23 protein-coding genes and 1 pseudogene are annotated in these 16479 nt (G+C 42.3%); 2 read left to right on the plus strand and 22 right to left on the minus strand.

Translation table 11 applies throughout. The features are described 5' to 3' along the window. Positions 1 to 310: 310 nt before the first annotated feature. From RS891_RS19135 to RS891_RS19150, 4 genes are all read right to left on the minus strand, one after another. The gene (locus tag RS891_RS19135) at positions 311 to 1117 is read right to left on the minus strand and encodes an HAD family hydrolase (RefSeq protein ID WP_113052105.1); all 807 of its coding nucleotides are present in this window, start codon (positions 1115 to 1117) and stop codon (positions 311 to 313) included. A gap of 28 nt (positions 1118 to 1145) precedes the next feature. Continuing rightward, entirely contained in the window at positions 1146 to 1658 is a 513-nt protein-coding gene (locus tag RS891_RS19140; RefSeq protein WP_113052104.1) for a hypothetical protein, read from the minus strand. A 126-nt stretch (positions 1659 to 1784) separates the two neighbouring features. After that, positions 1785 to 1994 (minus strand): DUF896 domain-containing protein, encoded by a 210-nt coding sequence (locus tag RS891_RS19145; protein ID WP_062325454.1) that lies wholly within the window; start codon positions 1992 to 1994, stop codon positions 1785 to 1787. Between the two features lie 96 nt (positions 1995 to 2090). After that, positions 2091 to 2468, minus strand: coding sequence for a LysM peptidoglycan-binding domain-containing protein (locus tag RS891_RS19150; protein ID WP_113052103.1), 378 nt, complete (start codon positions 2466 to 2468; stop codon positions 2091 to 2093). Between the two features lie 305 nt (positions 2469 to 2773). Here RS891_RS19150 and lexA point away from each other — a divergent pair, with 305 nt between their 5' ends. Continuing rightward, positions 2774 to 3400, plus strand: coding sequence for a transcriptional repressor LexA (lexA, locus tag RS891_RS19155; protein ID WP_024630400.1), 627 nt, complete (start codon positions 2774 to 2776; stop codon positions 3398 to 3400). A 112-nt stretch (positions 3401 to 3512) separates the two neighbouring features. Here the strand turns inward: lexA and RS891_RS19160 are convergent, their stop codons facing one another. Further along, positions 3513 to 4814: an aldehyde dehydrogenase gene (locus RS891_RS19160; protein ID WP_315792888.1), complete on the minus strand. Its 1302-nt coding sequence runs from the start codon at positions 4812 to 4814 to the stop codon at positions 3513 to 3515. Positions 4815 to 5354: 540 nt separating this feature from the next. On the opposite strand from RS891_RS19160, the gene RS891_RS19165 reads away from it, so the two are divergent. Next, positions 5355 to 6014: a CatB-related O-acetyltransferase gene (locus RS891_RS19165; RefSeq protein ID WP_113052101.1), complete on the plus strand. Its 660-nt coding sequence runs from the start codon at positions 5355 to 5357 to the stop codon at positions 6012 to 6014. Positions 6015 to 6117: 103 nt separating this feature from the next. Here RS891_RS19165 and RS891_RS19170 read toward each other — a convergent pair whose 3' ends face one another. From RS891_RS19170 to RS891_RS19240, 17 genes and pseudogenes are all read right to left on the minus strand, one after another. Next, the gene (locus tag RS891_RS19170; RefSeq protein ID WP_315792889.1) at positions 6118 to 7137 is read right to left on the minus strand and encodes an IS3 family transposase; all 1020 of its coding nucleotides are present in this window, start codon (positions 7135 to 7137) and stop codon (positions 6118 to 6120) included. A 192-nt stretch (positions 7138 to 7329) separates the two neighbouring features. Further along, positions 7330 to 7761 (minus strand): annotated as a pseudogene (tnpA, locus tag RS891_RS19175) (IS200/IS605 family transposase). 332 nt (positions 7762 to 8093) lie between these two features. Beyond that, positions 8094 to 8363: a thioredoxin family protein gene (locus RS891_RS31720; RefSeq protein WP_397386851.1), complete on the minus strand. Its 270-nt coding sequence runs from the start codon at positions 8361 to 8363 to the stop codon at positions 8094 to 8096. Positions 8364 to 8651: 288 nt separating this feature from the next. Continuing rightward, positions 8652 to 8822, minus strand: a complete 171-nt coding sequence (locus RS891_RS31725) for a thioredoxin domain-containing protein (protein WP_397386852.1) — start codon at positions 8820 to 8822, stop codon at positions 8652 to 8654. 326 nt (positions 8823 to 9148) lie between these two features. Further along, positions 9149 to 9391 (minus strand): hypothetical protein, encoded by a 243-nt coding sequence (locus RS891_RS19180; RefSeq protein WP_315792890.1) that lies wholly within the window; start codon positions 9389 to 9391, stop codon positions 9149 to 9151. Between the two features lie 102 nt (positions 9392 to 9493). Continuing rightward, positions 9494 to 10357, minus strand: coding sequence for a sigma-70 family RNA polymerase sigma factor (locus RS891_RS19185; RefSeq protein WP_315792891.1), 864 nt, complete (start codon positions 10355 to 10357; stop codon positions 9494 to 9496). Positions 10358 to 10455: 98 nt separating this feature from the next. Beyond that, on the minus strand, positions 10456 to 10737 hold the full coding sequence (locus RS891_RS19190; protein ID WP_315792892.1) for a hypothetical protein: 282 nt from the start codon (positions 10735 to 10737) through the stop codon (positions 10456 to 10458). Between the two features lie 375 nt (positions 10738 to 11112). Continuing rightward, on the minus strand, positions 11113 to 11355 hold the full coding sequence (locus tag RS891_RS19195) for a hypothetical protein (protein ID WP_315792893.1): 243 nt from the start codon (positions 11353 to 11355) through the stop codon (positions 11113 to 11115). A 138-nt stretch (positions 11356 to 11493) separates the two neighbouring features. Next, the gene (locus RS891_RS19200; RefSeq protein ID WP_090807139.1) at positions 11494 to 11736 is read right to left on the minus strand and encodes a hypothetical protein; all 243 of its coding nucleotides are present in this window, start codon (positions 11734 to 11736) and stop codon (positions 11494 to 11496) included. Beyond that, positions 11733 to 12026 (minus strand): hypothetical protein, encoded by a 294-nt coding sequence (locus RS891_RS19205; RefSeq protein WP_315792894.1) that lies wholly within the window; start codon positions 12024 to 12026, stop codon positions 11733 to 11735. Before RS891_RS19205 ends, RS891_RS19200 begins: the two co-directional genes overlap by 4 nt. Positions 12027 to 12190: 164 nt before the next feature. Beyond that, the gene (locus RS891_RS19210; protein ID WP_315792895.1) at positions 12191 to 12373 is read right to left on the minus strand and encodes a hypothetical protein; all 183 of its coding nucleotides are present in this window, start codon (positions 12371 to 12373) and stop codon (positions 12191 to 12193) included. A gap of 214 nt (positions 12374 to 12587) precedes the next feature. Next, positions 12588 to 13085, minus strand: coding sequence for a hypothetical protein (locus tag RS891_RS19215; protein ID WP_315792896.1), 498 nt, complete (start codon positions 13083 to 13085; stop codon positions 12588 to 12590). A 101-nt stretch (positions 13086 to 13186) separates the two neighbouring features. Further along, positions 13187 to 13516 (minus strand): hypothetical protein, encoded by a 330-nt coding sequence (locus RS891_RS19220; RefSeq protein ID WP_315792897.1) that lies wholly within the window; start codon positions 13514 to 13516, stop codon positions 13187 to 13189. Continuing rightward, positions 13494 to 13850, minus strand: coding sequence for a hypothetical protein (locus RS891_RS19225; protein WP_315792898.1), 357 nt, complete (start codon positions 13848 to 13850; stop codon positions 13494 to 13496). Before RS891_RS19225 ends, RS891_RS19220 begins: the two co-directional genes overlap by 23 nt. Before the next feature lie 33 nt (positions 13851 to 13883). Continuing rightward, on the minus strand, positions 13884 to 14249 hold the full coding sequence (locus RS891_RS19230) for a hypothetical protein (protein WP_315792899.1): 366 nt from the start codon (positions 14247 to 14249) through the stop codon (positions 13884 to 13886). 410 nt (positions 14250 to 14659) lie between these two features. Next, complete coding sequence (locus RS891_RS19235; RefSeq protein WP_315792900.1) at positions 14660 to 15778, minus strand: hypothetical protein; 1119 nt, start codon at positions 15776 to 15778, stop codon at positions 14660 to 14662. Continuing rightward, positions 15778 to 16272, minus strand: a complete 495-nt coding sequence (locus tag RS891_RS19240) for a hypothetical protein (RefSeq protein ID WP_315792901.1) — start codon at positions 16270 to 16272, stop codon at positions 15778 to 15780. The genes RS891_RS19235 and RS891_RS19240 overlap by 1 nt, the downstream gene beginning before the upstream one ends. Positions 16273 to 16479 lie beyond the last annotated feature (207 nt).

Raw genomic sequence — 16479 nt, forward strand, 5'->3', positions numbered from 1 at the left:
GGTTCACTTCGATTATGTAAAGCGCTTACAAACGATGTGAAAATTATAGCGAATAACTCCCGCTTCCACTTCATTCAAGTAAGTCAACAGATATTCACTGTATTCATTCGCATACTAGTCATACTAGTATGTTAGTTATATTCTAAATCAGCAGTTCTATAATTTCAATAACTTTTAGTAAAAAAAATTGTATTTTGTTATTATAATATGGTTCAAACTGCCCCAAAACAAAAAAACATTGTTAGGTTTTATGGATAAATTACATCTCATAAACCTAACAATGTTTGAGTAGTACATTAAAAACACGATTTTATGATGCACTCATTGAGAATTCAGCAATGATTCGTTCCAATTCGGATAAATGCTTGATTTGATGGTCAGGCACATACGATTCGGTATTCTCTTTATTCTCACGGTTAATCCAAACAGATTGAATACCTGCAGACAACGCTCCACGAATATCAGTCGTTAGCTTATCTCCAACCATCATACTTTCCTCAGGTTGAACTCCCAGCTTATTCAATGCGTGCTCGAAGATCGAAGGATCAGGTTTTCCTTTACCAAACGTACCCGAGATAATAATTTCATCAAAGAAAGGAGCCAATTCAGGAACGCCATCAAGCTTCTCTTGCTGTAAAGCAGGACAGCCGTTAGTTAAAAGCAAAAGCTTGAACTTCCCTTGTAGATGACTCAACGTTTCCATCGTTTCTTCATAGACATGGGGTCTTGATCTCCGCTCAGCCCCAAATTGTGAGGCAAGTCGTTCCGCCAGATCTTCACGATCAACACCCAGCTTTAACAAGCCACGATGCCATGATTCTTTTCGATATGCGGGTGCAAGCTGCTCCAACTGGCGAAACTCAGGTTGATCCCCACCCGTGAAGTTGGCCCAAAGACCTTCAAACGGGTTAATCCCAATCATTTTGGTAAACGTAAAAGTTTCATAGGATTCATACAGATTACGTGCCTCATTACGAACAGCTTCCTCAAGGTCTTCAGGTTTAACACCAGTCTCTTGAGCTGCAATCAGGCAAGTTTCATGAAAAGCCTCTCGAACACTGCGCTCATCCCACAGTAAAGTATCATCTAGGTCGAACAAAATCGCTTTTAACGCCATTTCGGTCATCTTCCCCTTTATGCAATAATTACTTTTTCTCGTATGTTTCCACGGTGATCTGATGTGCTTTGGCAAATTTCAGAAGACGTTCAGTGATTGCATCGGTATCATAACGATTAAGTAGTTTGGTAAATACCCATCTCTTACCTCGTGCATTATGCTCAATCACAACTGTACCTGGCTCAATTCTGAATTTCACAATATCGTCGACTCCAATTGAACGCTCACGGTTCCCTTTTGTCGTCAAAATCCGATTACTTCCTATTTTGACATAAGGGCGACGGAGCATGAAGATGACTGCCAAAAATACATATAGCAACATGGTCACCCAGTCCCAAGTGGTCATCGGAGCTTTGACAAGAAATGTACTCATAAAGAGATACAGAAATGCTAGTCCGATCAGGAAAATAGGAAACAGAAGGCTGCGTCCTTTAAATACGTCCTCACCTGGTGTACCGGAAACCGGTTGACCGCTCTTTTTACGTTGCTGATTCAACTGCTTAGAATTTTTCCGAACCGTTCTCTCGAACGAACGCGACATGAGAATCCCCCTTAGATGTTCTTTGTATCGGCTTACATAACTGTAAACCAACATTTCCCCCTATAATTTGCAACCTCTAGATAACAGGAAGAAACCTAAATATCATATTGATATCATTAGGTTTCCTTAATGTTTGAGTTTGCCTTGGTGGCCCTGATCGTTCTCGTCATCTACAATTTCAATTGAATCCAGTTGTTGTCTGAAATTGCTACGAATGTTATTCAAATAGATTTCTCTAAGCTTGGCACGTTCTGCGAGCTCTTCCTCTGTCAAGCCAGTGGATTTTTGCTTACGGGCCAATTCATTAATACGTGCTACCAGACTATCTATATCCAAGCTTGTCCCCTCCAAAAATACAAAGTCATATTAACTTTGACATGATAAGGGCAGCTTGTCAAGCTGACACGCATTAGTGCGTGTGGATGTGCAGTTTTATTCTGTGAATTGAGGCAGTATTAAGACTTGCCCCACCTGTATCGAAGTTGAATGAAGTTGATTCACTTTCTTGATTGCTTCTATATATACACGTGTATCCATTGTTTCAGGTTTGTGCTCCAATGATATACTCCATAGCGTATCTCCTTGTGAAACTGCCATCTTCCCTCCAGGCAACAAATCGTTCTCATTGCCAGCGAACACAGTGAGTACTGTACTGCATCCAACCAGTATAATTAAGCTTACGATTATTAATTTCAAGACCCAAGTTGGGACATTACCTTTTGCAAAAACCTTCTTAAAATTCCTTATGTTAGTTTCAACCACATCTGAATGCACCGGTTCGTAAATGCTTTGATAAGTAGAATATCTCATTAAATATCGACCTCCAAACGTTTGTTCCTATCCGTTGAAATCAATATAACACGAACACTTGTTTTGTACAATAACTTTTTAGAACAATTGTTCGCTTTTTTTGTTACATACTACATTCCATTATCTTTCTTCTATTGTAGGGGAACTGTCATTTGCAGTATTTGATTAGACGAAAAGAAAATTTTCATTTTTAATTTGCAAAAAAACATTGATTTTATAGCATTTTATTTAGAACTTATGTTTGTACGAACGGAGGTTCTATGTTATAATTTTCCCAAACGTTACTAAAATGGGGTTGATACGGTATGTCGAAGATATCCAGCAGGCAACAGGCTATTCTGGAGTTTATACGCAATGAAGTCCGGTTGAAGGGGTATCCTCCTTCCGTACGCGAAATTGGTGAAGCCGTTGGATTGGCCTCCAGCTCTACAGTTCATGGACATCTGGATCGTTTGGAGAAGAAAGGTCTGATTAGACGTGACCCAACCAAACCAAGAGCCATTGAACTACTTAGCCAGGAAGAGTCAGAGCATTCACATCAGTTTGCTCACAGCGTTGCTCGCATTCCTGTCGTGGGTAAAGTTACTGCAGGGGTTCCAATCACAGCAACAGAAAATATCGAAGATTACTTCCCTCTTCCTACTCATTATGTAGGCGAACAGAAAGTATTTATGCTTTCGGTCGTGGGAGACAGTATGGTTGAAGCAGGCATTGTTAACGGAGACTATGTTATCGTACGTCAGCAGCAAACTGCAGATAACGGCGATATCGTAGTAGCCATGACTGAAGACGATGAAGCAACGGTAAAAACGTTCTACAAAGAGAAAGATCATATTCGTCTTCAACCGGAAAATTCGACTTTTGAACCGTTGCGTTTGAAACACGTTAGCATCCTGGGCAAAGTCATTGGCCTTTTCCGTGATATTCATTAATATGTATTGAAGTTGTACAGTGGTCTCACAATAAGATACTTAAAGAGGTTGTCCCCTTGAACGGGACAACCTCTTTTTTCTTATACTACTTATATTGTTCTAAGTTAGTCGATTATTCGCTGCGTTTAAGAATGCTTTTATGATGAGAGAACACATCAAAACTCTGTTTACCATGGTAGGAACCCATTCCACTTTCCCCTACACCGCCAAACGGGAGATAATGTGATGTCATATGAGACAAAGTATCATTAATACAACCACCACCAAAAGATACTTGATTCAGAACCTGATTCTGCAGATCCTCATCCTGAGTGAAGAGATATAATGCCAGTGGTTTTGGACGACGAACAATCTCATCTAACATGGGAGCGAGGTCGGTATACTTAAATACAGGAAGAATTGGACCAAAGATCTCTTCTTGCATCACTGGGGATTTCCAATCCACTCCCCCCAGAACTGTTGGTTCAATGAGCAGCTGATCACGTTCAGAACGTCCACCGATCATTGCTTTGCCATCTTGGAGCAACACCGATAAACGATCAAAGTTACGTGCGTTGACAATGTGCGGAAAATCAGCATTTTTCATCACATCATCTCCAAATTTATCCTGAATTTCTGCACCGATCAATTCCATTAATTTGTCATGAACATCCTCATGTACAAGTAAATAATCCGGAGCGACACAGGTTTGACCAGCATTCAGAAATTTACCGCGAACAATGCGCTGAGCTGCCAGCTTCAAATCCGCATCCTGATGAACAACGACCGGGCTCTTACCACCTAGTTCTAACGTAACTGGAGTCAAATGCTCAGCAGCTGCCTTCATAACAATGCGGCCAACACCTGTACTGCCTGTAAAGAAAATATAATCTAACTTTTCTTTCAACAATGCCGTACTCGTCTCCACTTCCCCTTCCATAACTGCCATGTACTCACTAGGAAATATCTCATGAATCAGATCATAAGTTAGACGTGACACGGTTGGGGTTAATTCAGACGGCTTAATAATGGCACAGTTACCCGCAGCAATGGCTCCAATTAGAGGGCCGAAAGCTAATTGAAACGGATAGTTCCAAGGTGCAATAATAAGAGCAACTCCATAAGGTTCAGGATAAATTAAGCTTGTGCCATCAGGTATAGCAGAATTTGTAGGCACAGGTTTTGGTGTAGCCCATTCCTCCAAATGTTCCAATGCAAAATCCAGTTCACCCAACACGATCCGAATCTCAGAGCCATAAGCCTCTGTAGCTGATTTATTTAGATCCGCACGAAGTGCGTCTAGAATACGTTGCTGATACTTCTCAATTCCCTGTCTTAATTGCTGAAGAGCACGAATACGGTACTCAATAGACTTAGTTTGTCCTGTATAAAAAAATGTCCGCTGTGCGGCAACCAGTTGCTTCTCTTGTTCCATATTAACATCTCCAATTAATTGTTCAAAATTTAATTTCTAAAAATATAAATGAATTATAACGCATTTATATGAAACTATCAACATATAGATACTGTAAAAATAGAGCAAAGAATTAAAACATACTCTCGCTTCAACGATATGGTCATATTTTAATTAACCATTCTATTTCTTATTGACTACATAAAAAGCCTTAACACTAATATGCCAAAACTTATGCTACGAATGCCAGCTTCCTCTTAACATTCTTATTCCCTTCCCCGTTTTAGTCAAACATGATGTATCCATCCTTCCAAATGGTGGGCACGTGTTCTGTCTATATTTTCTCTTCCTGAATTTTTTCTTCATTATATGAGGGATCCACACTGACATCACTTTATTAAAATTGGATTGACAAATAAAGAGGGCATTGTTATAATCGCCCTCATATCTTATGGAAGGATGATTCAGATGATTCGTCGTTTAAAAAAACTAAAGAATGTGGCTACCGCATCACGCTTCTAAGTTGCCCAGAAATATAACTTTAGAAGCGAGGAAACTAAAATGAATATAAACCAATTGAATCACTGGTCTGAAATTAAGTATTTAAAGGACATTGTAACCAATCCATTAATCGAAGTTGGCGATTACTCTTATTACTCCGGTTATTATGATAACAGTTCATCTTTTGAAGACGGATGCGTGAGATATTTATGGGGAGATGACAAATCGAGGAGCTTATTCAACCCCATTGATGAATTCGGATGGCAAATAGACCGCTTAATTATTGGTAATTATGTATGTATTGCAGCTGGTGTCGTCATTCTTATGGGAGGAAATAACAATCATCATGCGGAGTGGATCACTGTCTATCCATTTGCTGATCAAATTAGCCGTTCCTTCTCACCCAAGGGAGATACCATTATAGAAAGCGATGCATGGATCGGTATGAATGCCATGATTATGCCGGGTGTTACCATTGGTGAAGGTGCGATTGTTGCAGCAGGCTCAGTTGTAACAAAAGATGTCGCCCCTTACACGATAATTGGTGGCAATCCTGCAAAAGAAATTAGGAAGCGTTTCTCCGAAGAAGAAATCATGAAGTTAAAAGAAATGCGCTGGTTTGATTGGAAAAGAAAATCGATTGAAGCAGTCACTCACTTACTTTCTAATTCTTCTATTGACGAGTTATATGAGTACTACTTATCAGAAATTAAGGACTGAGTTCCTATAGATATAAAGCTAGGTTGGATACTATCCTGCCTGGCTTTTTTAATCCCCTCACCACAAAAAGAAAAACCCCTCGGTGCTTTGGTCAAGACCCCATTTAGTAGACATTATAAAAAGACCCTAGGCTGAAGAAACTCTCCATAGAGGCATTGTCATAACAATTTCCTCGGCGAGACATGCTGATTCGGGCGCCAACCTTTGGCAGCATGTCGTGGTAAGCATGAGACGTGTACTGGAACTCTTGGTCGCTGTGAACGATCAGTCCGGTCACGTCTTTTTGCTTCGCAAACGCCTTACTAAATGTGCGGAGCACTAGTTCATTGTCGTTGCGTTCGCCTATTTCGTAAGCCACAATTTCGTTATTAAACAGATCCTTAATGGCTGAAAGATATACCCAGAGCTCTCCCACACTATACTGGGTAATATCGGTTACCCATTTCTGATTCGGCTTTTCCGCACGGAAGTCGCGCTTCAAGAGGTTCTCTGCTACACGCTGCGCAGGTGCATACGAGCTGCTGGAGCGTCGTTTACGACGGATTCGAGATTGAATACCGAGCCTTTGCATCAGGCGGAGCATCTTTTTGTGGTTCATCCAAATTCCTTGATCTCGCCAAAGGAATAACTGGAGCTGTCGATAACCATATTTGCCTTCATATCGTTGATACGTTTGAAGCACCTGTTTCTTCGCCCTTGCATCGCGATCGATTCGTTTACGTTTTACATAGGCATAAAACCCACTCCGGGACACGCCAAACACATGGCATAGTTTCTGGATATCACCGTATGCCGCTACTTTTTCCATGATCTGAAATCTCTCTTGTTTGCTTCCTCCTTCCAGGTTACCAAGCACTTTTTTTAGCAATTCATTCTCCCGTTTCAGGTTTTGCACATAGCTGTCTTGATTTATGTATTCTTTTCGGCGACCTCGCTGATCCATCAGTCCGAACTCGCCTTGCTCCCGGTATTTTCGCATCCATCTCTTCATTCGTCCCGGTTCATGAATCCCCAAATGTTCATTAATCTTTCGATAAGTCCATCCTTCAACAGTATGTAGACGAATGGCCTCTTTTTTAATCTTCTCCGAATAAGTATTAAACTTTTGTCCCTTTATCGCCATAAAAAATGCACCCCCTAGAATTTCATCGGTTAAACCTAGGGGGTTTTCCAATGTCTATTCTAAGGGGTGCACTTCACCTGTATAACGGGTGGTTTGTTCTGCGGCTGAAAGCCTTTGTTACTAGCCAGCCCTAAAAGGGCGTTGAAGGTTCGCCAAACGCACTACTTTTTCGGATACCCCTAAAGGGGTCCTCTATTTCTTCTTTCGTAGTTCCTTTGTTTCTTCTCCTATAAACGGATCAATATACTTCGCCATTGTTATTTGTTCCGCGACGATATCTTCCTGCAATTGGTATTGGACATATTCTTGTATCACTTTCTTGTTCCATTCAACGGTATCCACGTAAAATCCTTTACACCAGAACTTCCGATTCCCGTATCGATACTTTAAATTTGCATGTTAATCAAAGATCATCAAGCTGCTCTTTCCTTTTAAATATCAGATAAACGCCGATACACTAAGCTTCGGTAGGATGCTCACCAACATATGAATGTGGTCTTTGCATGCTTCCGCCTCAATAATCTCCACGTTTTTTCTCTCACATAGTTGTCTTCGTATTTTCCCAATATCCTGTATTGATTTCCCGTAAATAACCTGGCGTCTGTACTTTGGCGCAAACACGATATGATACTTACAATTCTATTTTGTATGTACTAAACTGTTCAAATCAGATGACATCTGTATTCCTCTTATTGTCGATAAATTCGGTTGGCGAACCAAATTTATTTTAACATTAGGAGGAATTTTTTTTTCATACATCGCTGAAAGCTATCCCGAACCATACGCATAGCGTATAGTTTTCTTTTCACAAAAAAAGCCTTGAGTATCAATACTTTTAATGCAAGCATTTTAAGTTCACCTTGCACTTAAGTGAATTTATTACATTACTTCTTATATTATATGGGGATTTATCTGGATGGCAACACTAGTACCTTTTTCATACAAAACATGTATTATTACCCTAAGTAAAATTTAATGTATTCTTCTAATTGGTCTAGCCAAGCGTCGATTGTCTTCTTTGCTAGAGCACTGCTAAAACGCCCTAGTTCTCTCTCTCCGTGGCTTACAACCACTGTCGGGATGAACTTTACTTCCGTGTGAATGGAAGGATCATACTCAATCCTAGAGACGCTGACCTGCTGTCGTTCCTGAGCAATCTTGTCGAGAGTCTTCTGGAAGCGTCGGCAGTGACCGCAGTCGTTGCTGTAATAAAGAGTCAGCTTCATTCGTCACCGTAATCATTCGGGAACTTATAGAACTTTCCGATAGTTACTGTCCATTTACCGAAGTACAAGCACACGTAGATATTTCTCTTGCCCATGTGGTCGTTAGTGTTGAAGTTAGCCCCTAAAAGGAAAGTTTGGTTGTCATATACCTCAATGTTCCAGCCGTGATAGTCTCGTTCTCTCATATTCGTTCCCCTTTCTATTAGGCGTGGATTGCTATTTCTACACAGGAAGTAATCACGTGCTCAGGCGCATTGCCAGTAAAACGCCCTACCTCTTTGCCTTCTTTTAAAGACCCACCGTAGGAACGCTCACAACCCCGATTTTGGAAGCAGCCTCAACACAGATAGTACAATCAACATCAATCCCACGCTCGACAGTAACCTTAGAGAGTGTTGGAGCAATTAATTTACATGGAACGCACCAAGGTGCATAAAATTTAATGATGTCATTTGACAATTCCTCCGATTATGGGTAAATAAATACGCCTCCTTACTTAGTAGTTTGTGAAGGCTTCAGTGAAGGCTTCGAGTGGTTGCAAGCCATGCGCCTTAACGTCCATTTGCATTTTCCGTGTTTGTTGGGGAGTAGACTTCAACCATGTATGTGATAATGTCGTTTCCAGCTTCATCAACATCAGGTAATATGTTCTTAATCGTCAGCACTTTCACGATGTATTAGACCATGTGGTTACTCGTCTCATTTCCGACGATAATCTTGTCACCTACAGCGTACTTCGCAGATACGATAATGTCTGCCATGTGGTTCTCACCTCCCTTCAGGGATTAGTTGAGACCCTCTTCGGGAGTCACCACAGCAGTCTTCAGACCGTCAACCAACTTAACTGCGGTCTCGACTTGGGCAACTTGTCCATGGAAGTCACTGCGGTGAGCTTTGGCTTTAGTTAGAAGCTCTTGGTGATGAGCAATGAGCAATGATTGCTTCCGCATCCTGGCGATATTTTCCATAGTCAGTACACCGTGTTGCAGTCGAAACTGAAGACCAAGTAAAGCATCCCTTCGTGTCACTTCATGTTCAGCCCAAGCCAGTTGTTCAACCAGTTCCTGTAAGTAGGTGCTTGCAGGGTTACCTTTTTACCGAAAATGCCTTTTACGATGTTTGCGATTGATTTAAGCATCTTGTTGGCTGGCTTTCTGACGGATATAATAGAGAACCCTTGTCGAGTAGGTGGAGGTGTCGTAACCACAGACCTCAAGCAGTTCCGTGATATCTTCGATGCAAAGGTTCTCATTACGCTCCTTAGTTTCCTGAGCGAGAATGGATATCTCCCGTTCATACTTGGAAGGAATCTTGGTTTTCTCTTCTTTTACGTCAGACTTACGACTCTCGATTTTACTTCTAATTCGAGCCAAGGTACGATTAATCGTCATCGGGTAAACGTTAAGACGTTCCGCAATCTGTGTATTGTTGTTGCTTGCGTCCTCCAAGACTAAACACATGACCTTCTTCTCGAAATCCGTGAACATGGGGTCTTCTAGTAATTGCTTTACATAGAGACGATTGGTAACCTCTTCTTCAATACTTCTCTCGTCCTTGTTGGCGAACTCGAAGTTTTCCATACCGTCGTAGTGCTCAAGTTCATCACTGAACATCGCAATCTCTCGATAGCGTTCGACAGTCACCTTAAGCAGTTCGGACATTTCATCCTCGGCGGGGCGATACCCAAGAGATTCCTCAATCTCGGCCATCCTCTTAATGAGGGCAACTGCACCACGACTTAACCGGACAGACTGAGAGTCACTATAAAGAAGTTGATTGATTTCCCAGAGGATAGGGCGCACGACAAAGGTCGTAAACTTAATGCCCCTATCAAAGTCAAAGTCTCTAATAGAAGTGAGTATGCCGATACACGCGTGTTGGTACAGTTCGTCCTCGGTGATACGAAACTTTGAAACAAGTTCCTCGATACTCCCTTTAAAATGCTTGATGATCGAGAAGATAAAGTCTCTATTCGCTTTCAAGAACTCGCCCATGAGTTCTCCATCTTCTTTACATGCTTTCAGGAGTCCTATATTGTGCATATCCTTCAAGTTGTCTTGCCTAAGATGTAGGTAGTTGGGACTCAGCACTATTACTTCACCTCGAACTTTCTGTCTTCTGCTTTCAAAAAGTTCACTACCTCACCATCTGCAGTAACCACGACACCATCCTCGTTGGCTGTAAGATTTTTTTTGAAATCGCTCCACTTCAATTTCGGTCCTTGAGGTGTTGCGAAGCCGTTTCTCTCCATAAATGCTTTGTACACAGTGTCATCCATCGTCTTGATTTTCTTGTGGTTGCCTGTGGCTTGGGCATCTGTTACCTCAATATCCAATTCGTTATCGGCTATCTCGGGGGTATTAACAACACTCATTTAGCCCATCTCCTTCCGGTATTAAACCGTGTTATTTGCTTCATACTCTAGTAGTCGGGCTATGTATGGTAGGAGATGCGAACAAAAAGAAAAGACCCCTTTCGGGGTCTTCAGGCTGTCGAGACTTTCTCGACAGCTATTTTTTTATACATTCAATTCAACACGACACTGCGTTAATATTGTATAATATTGGTAAATAAATGTGCGGAAGAGTGTACAAATATGTTGCGTTCTAATCGAAAAAAACAACGACTTGCACCGGAAGAATGTTTAATCCCATCAAGTAAGGCGTATACTGCTTGCATGCGCTGTGTACAAGATTTTGATGGGCGGTCACGAACTCGTTGTTCGTCATGTCTCTTACGTTAGTTGTCATTAGACAATGTTCCCTTCAGCTTCAAGAACTTCCAACAGGGTCTCGTAAGAAGGCAGGTTGATTACTGTCTCTTCAATCCAGTGTTGGAACATATCAAACTTATCTTCAGAGACCAATTTCTCTTCAGTGATGGAACTCAGGAAAATACTCTTCCCGTTCGCTTGGAAGTGAATCTCCTTCATGTGCTTCTCAGGAACTTCTTTAAGTAGCAAACCTGCGGCTATTCTGTGGTCAATGTTCATCTGTATCACTCTCCCTTTACTCTCAGTAGTAGAGTTATGTAGGGAGAAAGATGCGAAAGAAAAAGAGACCCGAAGGTCTCGAATTTCTTACAAGTTACCTCAATCATTGGAAGAGGATACTTTGGCGTAGTTGCGTAGCTAAATTAGGTCTAAACAGGCAAAACAGGAGTTAGCTTTTTTCCTGATAGCGTCGATATTTTCGTTCAATTTGATGTCCGAATTGTACAGGTCTCCGTAGCTTTCTTTCAGGGCATCCAGTTCCGCAGAGATAAGGCACTTGCCCTCCCCTTCAAGCACATTGGTATAATCCAGTCCCATATCAGAAACAGCCTTCCTGTTGTTCTGAAGAATTCCATAAACGTCCCTGAACTTAATTTTCATCGTCTTGTCCTCCTAATCGTGCTGAGACGGTTTGTGTAGTCTGCTGAGAAGCAGTCCTGAAGACACTGCTTGTTACCCTCAATAGAAGCCTGAAGCGCAGGGGTGGAAGATACGTTAGCATCCATGATGCGTTCTAGCAATGATTCAAGCTGATTCTTGTTCCTGCGAATTACGTCTACCGTGGCGGGCGACACATGCCGCATGGCTTGCTCCATATTCCGGATAGCACTCTCAATCATCTCTACTTGCTCTACTACAACTCCAAGAGTGTAAACATAAGCCCTTTCCATTTTATCCCTCCTGGTAAAATGCGTTTAAAGTGTCCTAGCATTTACGATTTACTCCACCGTTAATAGATGACTTCCATTTACCTTTTTGCCAAAACACGAAGTCATATATAGAGTCAGTTTTTAAAACACCATTCATGGCGTACCTGCATTTTTTTCTTATAGATCTAGTCCTTCGAGCGACGAATCATCTTCTTTGCTTGCTTCTCAGCGGTACGACGGGTGGCTCGGTTATAAGCCATAAATGGGATAGACTTGTCCAACTCCCCTGCTTTAATCAAAGAAGCCACATCAGATATCAACAGTGGACTATTTCCCAGAATCATTGCGTTTTCGTTTTTGACCATCATCAGTTTTACCTTCTTTCGTCTGAGGGTCTTTGTACCTTTACTTCTTGCCGTCCTTCTCACGATAGAACTTGCCACCTTCCATGCGGGGCTATCCTCACCACGGAGCACAATAGGTACGAGTTTAATGACGTACAGGTGGATCTACTTTTCTTACTTCTTGTTTCTTCTGTCCGTTCTCATTCACTTACCTCTCCATTAAGAGGGGTAGTGTAACCTAGATGGACGGAGCGAACTTAAAAATTTGGCAGATACAGTCGGGGTCATCGCATCCGTTAGCGTTAGTGTTCCGATCAGGAAGGATCTCTTGGTGCTCATAGTACCCTTGAGCTACGACCGTGATGATACGGTCTACATCGTGCATACGTATGATGGCTGAATCTCCTGCTCCGATGAAGTGGAACTTACCTGCTTCTAGTTCTGCCTGTGCAGCAGAAACCAGACCATCCTGAATCTCTCCGTCGGTAAGTTCTCCGGCATTTCCGAAGTATTCAAAACCCTGCGGGAACAAAGGGACTACGAAGGCTTCTTCTGACTTAAGCGTTTGTTCAGCTAAAGTGCTTTCTAATTCCTTGACACGTTTCGATAAGTCTTTATTTAACTTGACCGTCTCGTCATAGCGCGCGGCTTTTTGGATGATGGCAAGAAAGTCACCACCGTTCATGCTAGGCACTACAGGGAAACCGAAAGGCTTAAAGGAAATCTGTTTTGTCATTGTTGTTACCTCCGTTGTTTGTTTTACTGTCCCTATAGTGGTCGCTCCATACCAGTTGGTAGTTGCGATTGATTCTGTAACTTCGTCGTGCTCCGTTACTATTAAATAGTTGTGTTATTGATAGGCTCGGTTGCCTCCTCTTTCACTTCTTCCGCTTGTAATGTCCAGTATGCCACCTTTGTAAAGTGAACCCCTGATACCTCACCCAAGATGTTTTCTACGGCGAATACTTCACCTTCCTTTTGATACTTACGAAATATTTTCTTGTATTCTTCCTGCACATCTTTAGCCGCTTTGAGGATTATTTCCACAGGCTTATCTACGCCATCCTCGACAATCTTACCTTTAAGCTTAGGGTCAATCTCGAACCATTCCACCCTCTTAACTTCACCGTTGTCAAGGAAAAAATTAGCTGTTATCTGAACCTTCATTCTTAAAGTCACCCTCTTCGTCTGTATACTGGTAGTCTTTAAAGTCTTTAATGTGAATCTCAATGCTCTCCATCCATTCACCTTGCTCGTTAAACATCTGTTCGATCTCCATGAGTTTCTGAAGGTTGTACTTGCTGATCGGAGGAACGATAGATTCCTCACCCTCGTCGTACCGAACCCACCACCTGCGGATAGTCTCGATAGTAAGTGTCTGATTGATGAAGTTTCCACAGTGATTGCACCATAGCACCAACGCCTTATCACATTCCATCTCTTCAGGTGTAAAAGAAGAACGTGCCCCACAGTGGGGGCACTTGTTTAAGAATCCTATCATCCATGTCACCTCTCTATAATGGTCGGCTTATGATTAGCGGGAGTCTCGAAGTCCTGTCTTCAGGTCTTCAAAACTGGTTTTAACCTTTTCCTTATTTGCATGCTCGTCTGCTACACTGTGGGAAGGCTTAATAAAGGAAGCCAGCAATGCAATACCTGCGAAGATTTGCGGCAAAGCAGAAGCTGCAATTGCTGTGTGGAAAATCGCACTCAGCGCACCAGCAACGAATGAACCTGCAATGAGTTTTAATCCGAACCCGATAACCCAACCTACCAAGAGAGCAAACAAAGGTTTAAGTAGAATAGTAATAATAATAATTGCTACCGCTCCTGCAACCCCGACTGCTCCCGCCGCACCAACACCCACACCTGCCAATAACGCTCCGACTACTTTTTTCATTGTCGAATCTCTCCCTTAAAGTATTTGAAATAGTCATACTTTTCACTTAATGGCTCATACTTGATTCCGTTGTCGGCGGGATACGACTCAGTGTGAAGTACTTTTAATTCCTGAATCTCTTTAGGTATTCCATTAGGGTAAGCCGCACAGGTCATGTTCTCCCGTTCGTCCCTATTAAAGTGCTTGCAGAATATACAAGGAATTGTAATATCCATTATAAAAATCCCCTCTCCATTTCTGCCAATTCCATCTCTTTCATATACGTAACTGATTGAGTTTCTTCTATATAAAGGAGCTTCACTCAGACAGGCGAGGCTACATAAGACGCTATTAGGAAATTTGCTCCGTCTTACAGAGAAATAGTGCTCGTTATTAAAGAGAGGGTTTATGAAACACATGTTGGCACATCGTTACCACCCCTCACATTTGAATCCACCGTACTGCTCGTACCACTCCCATATCTTCGCATCAATAGGTACTCCGGTTATCTTGGCGGTGAATGTTTCAGGCATCAACTCAATAGGAAACCACTTGGTTGCATAGTTACAAAGGTGGTTCGCAATATACGTCGATTCCGCATTGGTGAGGATTGTCTTCGCTCCATAGTTGTCAGGGTCAAGGGCAGAGTACGTATAGAACTGTTGTGCTCCAATGTTGTGATAATGAAGCCAGTGACCAATCTCATGAATGACCGTCCTCAGTTTATTAGGAGAGGACTTCTGTCCAGTATCGTATTCCATTTGAGCAATGACATCAGCGTTGGCGTAGTCATACGTCTTACTTACGACAACCTTTCCAGAGGAAGGGTCAAAGTATCCATTCGCACCATTACCGTTCTCAATCTTAATTGTTAGCTTATGCTTCTGAATCATATCAGCGAAGCCGCCGCAGGTATTCAGGAGTAACGCCAATGCTTCGGTCACATAGTTAGCGGCATCAATCTTCTTAGCGAAGTTTACTGACACTCCTAAGTTACTTGCCCACTTCTCAGCTTCAACAACGGAAGTAAACGGTTGCCACGTAACAGGAAGCTGTATGCCACTTTCCGGTGCGTCCGGTGGTTGTTGGTCTTCGGCTGGCTCTTCGGGCGGGTCAGGGTAATTACCTAAGTCAGTTGTTCCGGTGAGTAGAAGGTTAACGTCAGGCTCCGTAAGGAAGTGGAACATCAACTCAAGGTTCTTTCCGTCTCCGTGTGGTGTGTGGTACTCGAACAGGAACTCTTTACCTGCCACCACTGGATGCGCTACCTGAAAGTACAAGCCTTCCTCGTAGTTCTTGCAATGAATGTTCTTGGCGAGTACCTTTCCGTCCACAGTTAAATTCCAGTAGTCTTCGACGGTATTCATGTTCGTTCTGATGGATACCGCATAGAACTCAAGGTCATGGGACATTGTAAAGGTATCTTTGATCATCCTATCCCCGTTCGCCTTAGCAGGAACCATGATTGCCCTGCCCACAAAATGAGGGTGAGGTTTGGTAGGGTAGTAGGGTGGGTCTAGTCGCCCACCAACAGCATAACGATCGAACATTACTGACCTCCCTCAGTCTTGGAATCCATTATCTCTGTAATCACCCTAAGACGGAACCCACAGGTTGCTTTGAGGTCCTGGAACTCTTCCATAAATGTATCCTTGTGATGTTTTACAAGTGCCAAGCGCCTAAAAGCATCCTTGTTTTCACGGTATCTGGCCTTCTTTCCAGCAAGATGCGTATCCCTGTGTTCGTGGTATTGCATAATCGCCCTTATTCTCCGGTCACAACAAGTGAATAGATGATTACTGCTACATTTTTTTTGGAATGTCTCACCGCTTTTCTTGCAAACAAAGCCCTGTTTTGCTCTAGGTTTGTAAGGCGCAACGGAGGTCATACCCCCTAGTTCTTTAAAGTCAGTTGTCAAGTTAGACCAATTAATAGTTGAAATTTTGGGTATCACTTTAACTACTCCCATCTGTCGGAGAACTTTGTATAGCAAGTACGGAGGGTGAAGATACCTTCTCTTTCCTATGGCTGGCTTTGTTCTCATATCTTTACGAATTCCTATGTAATCTCTGAGCATTCTCCAACCTTGACCAAGTTTCCGTAACGATAATACTTACTGAAGATGATTGAACTAATCGTCTTCACTGACACCCTTCTTCAGAAGAACACCGCCAACAGAGACGTATCTTGAACCAGCGTATTTTTCCTCAGCTACATCGTTCGAGTCATCCCAATGGGCATTCATCTTGTA

This window comes from Paenibacillus sp. BIC5C1, from assembly GCF_032399705.1.
GTDB lineage: Bacteria > Bacillota > Bacilli > Paenibacillales > Paenibacillaceae > Paenibacillus > Paenibacillus taichungensis_A.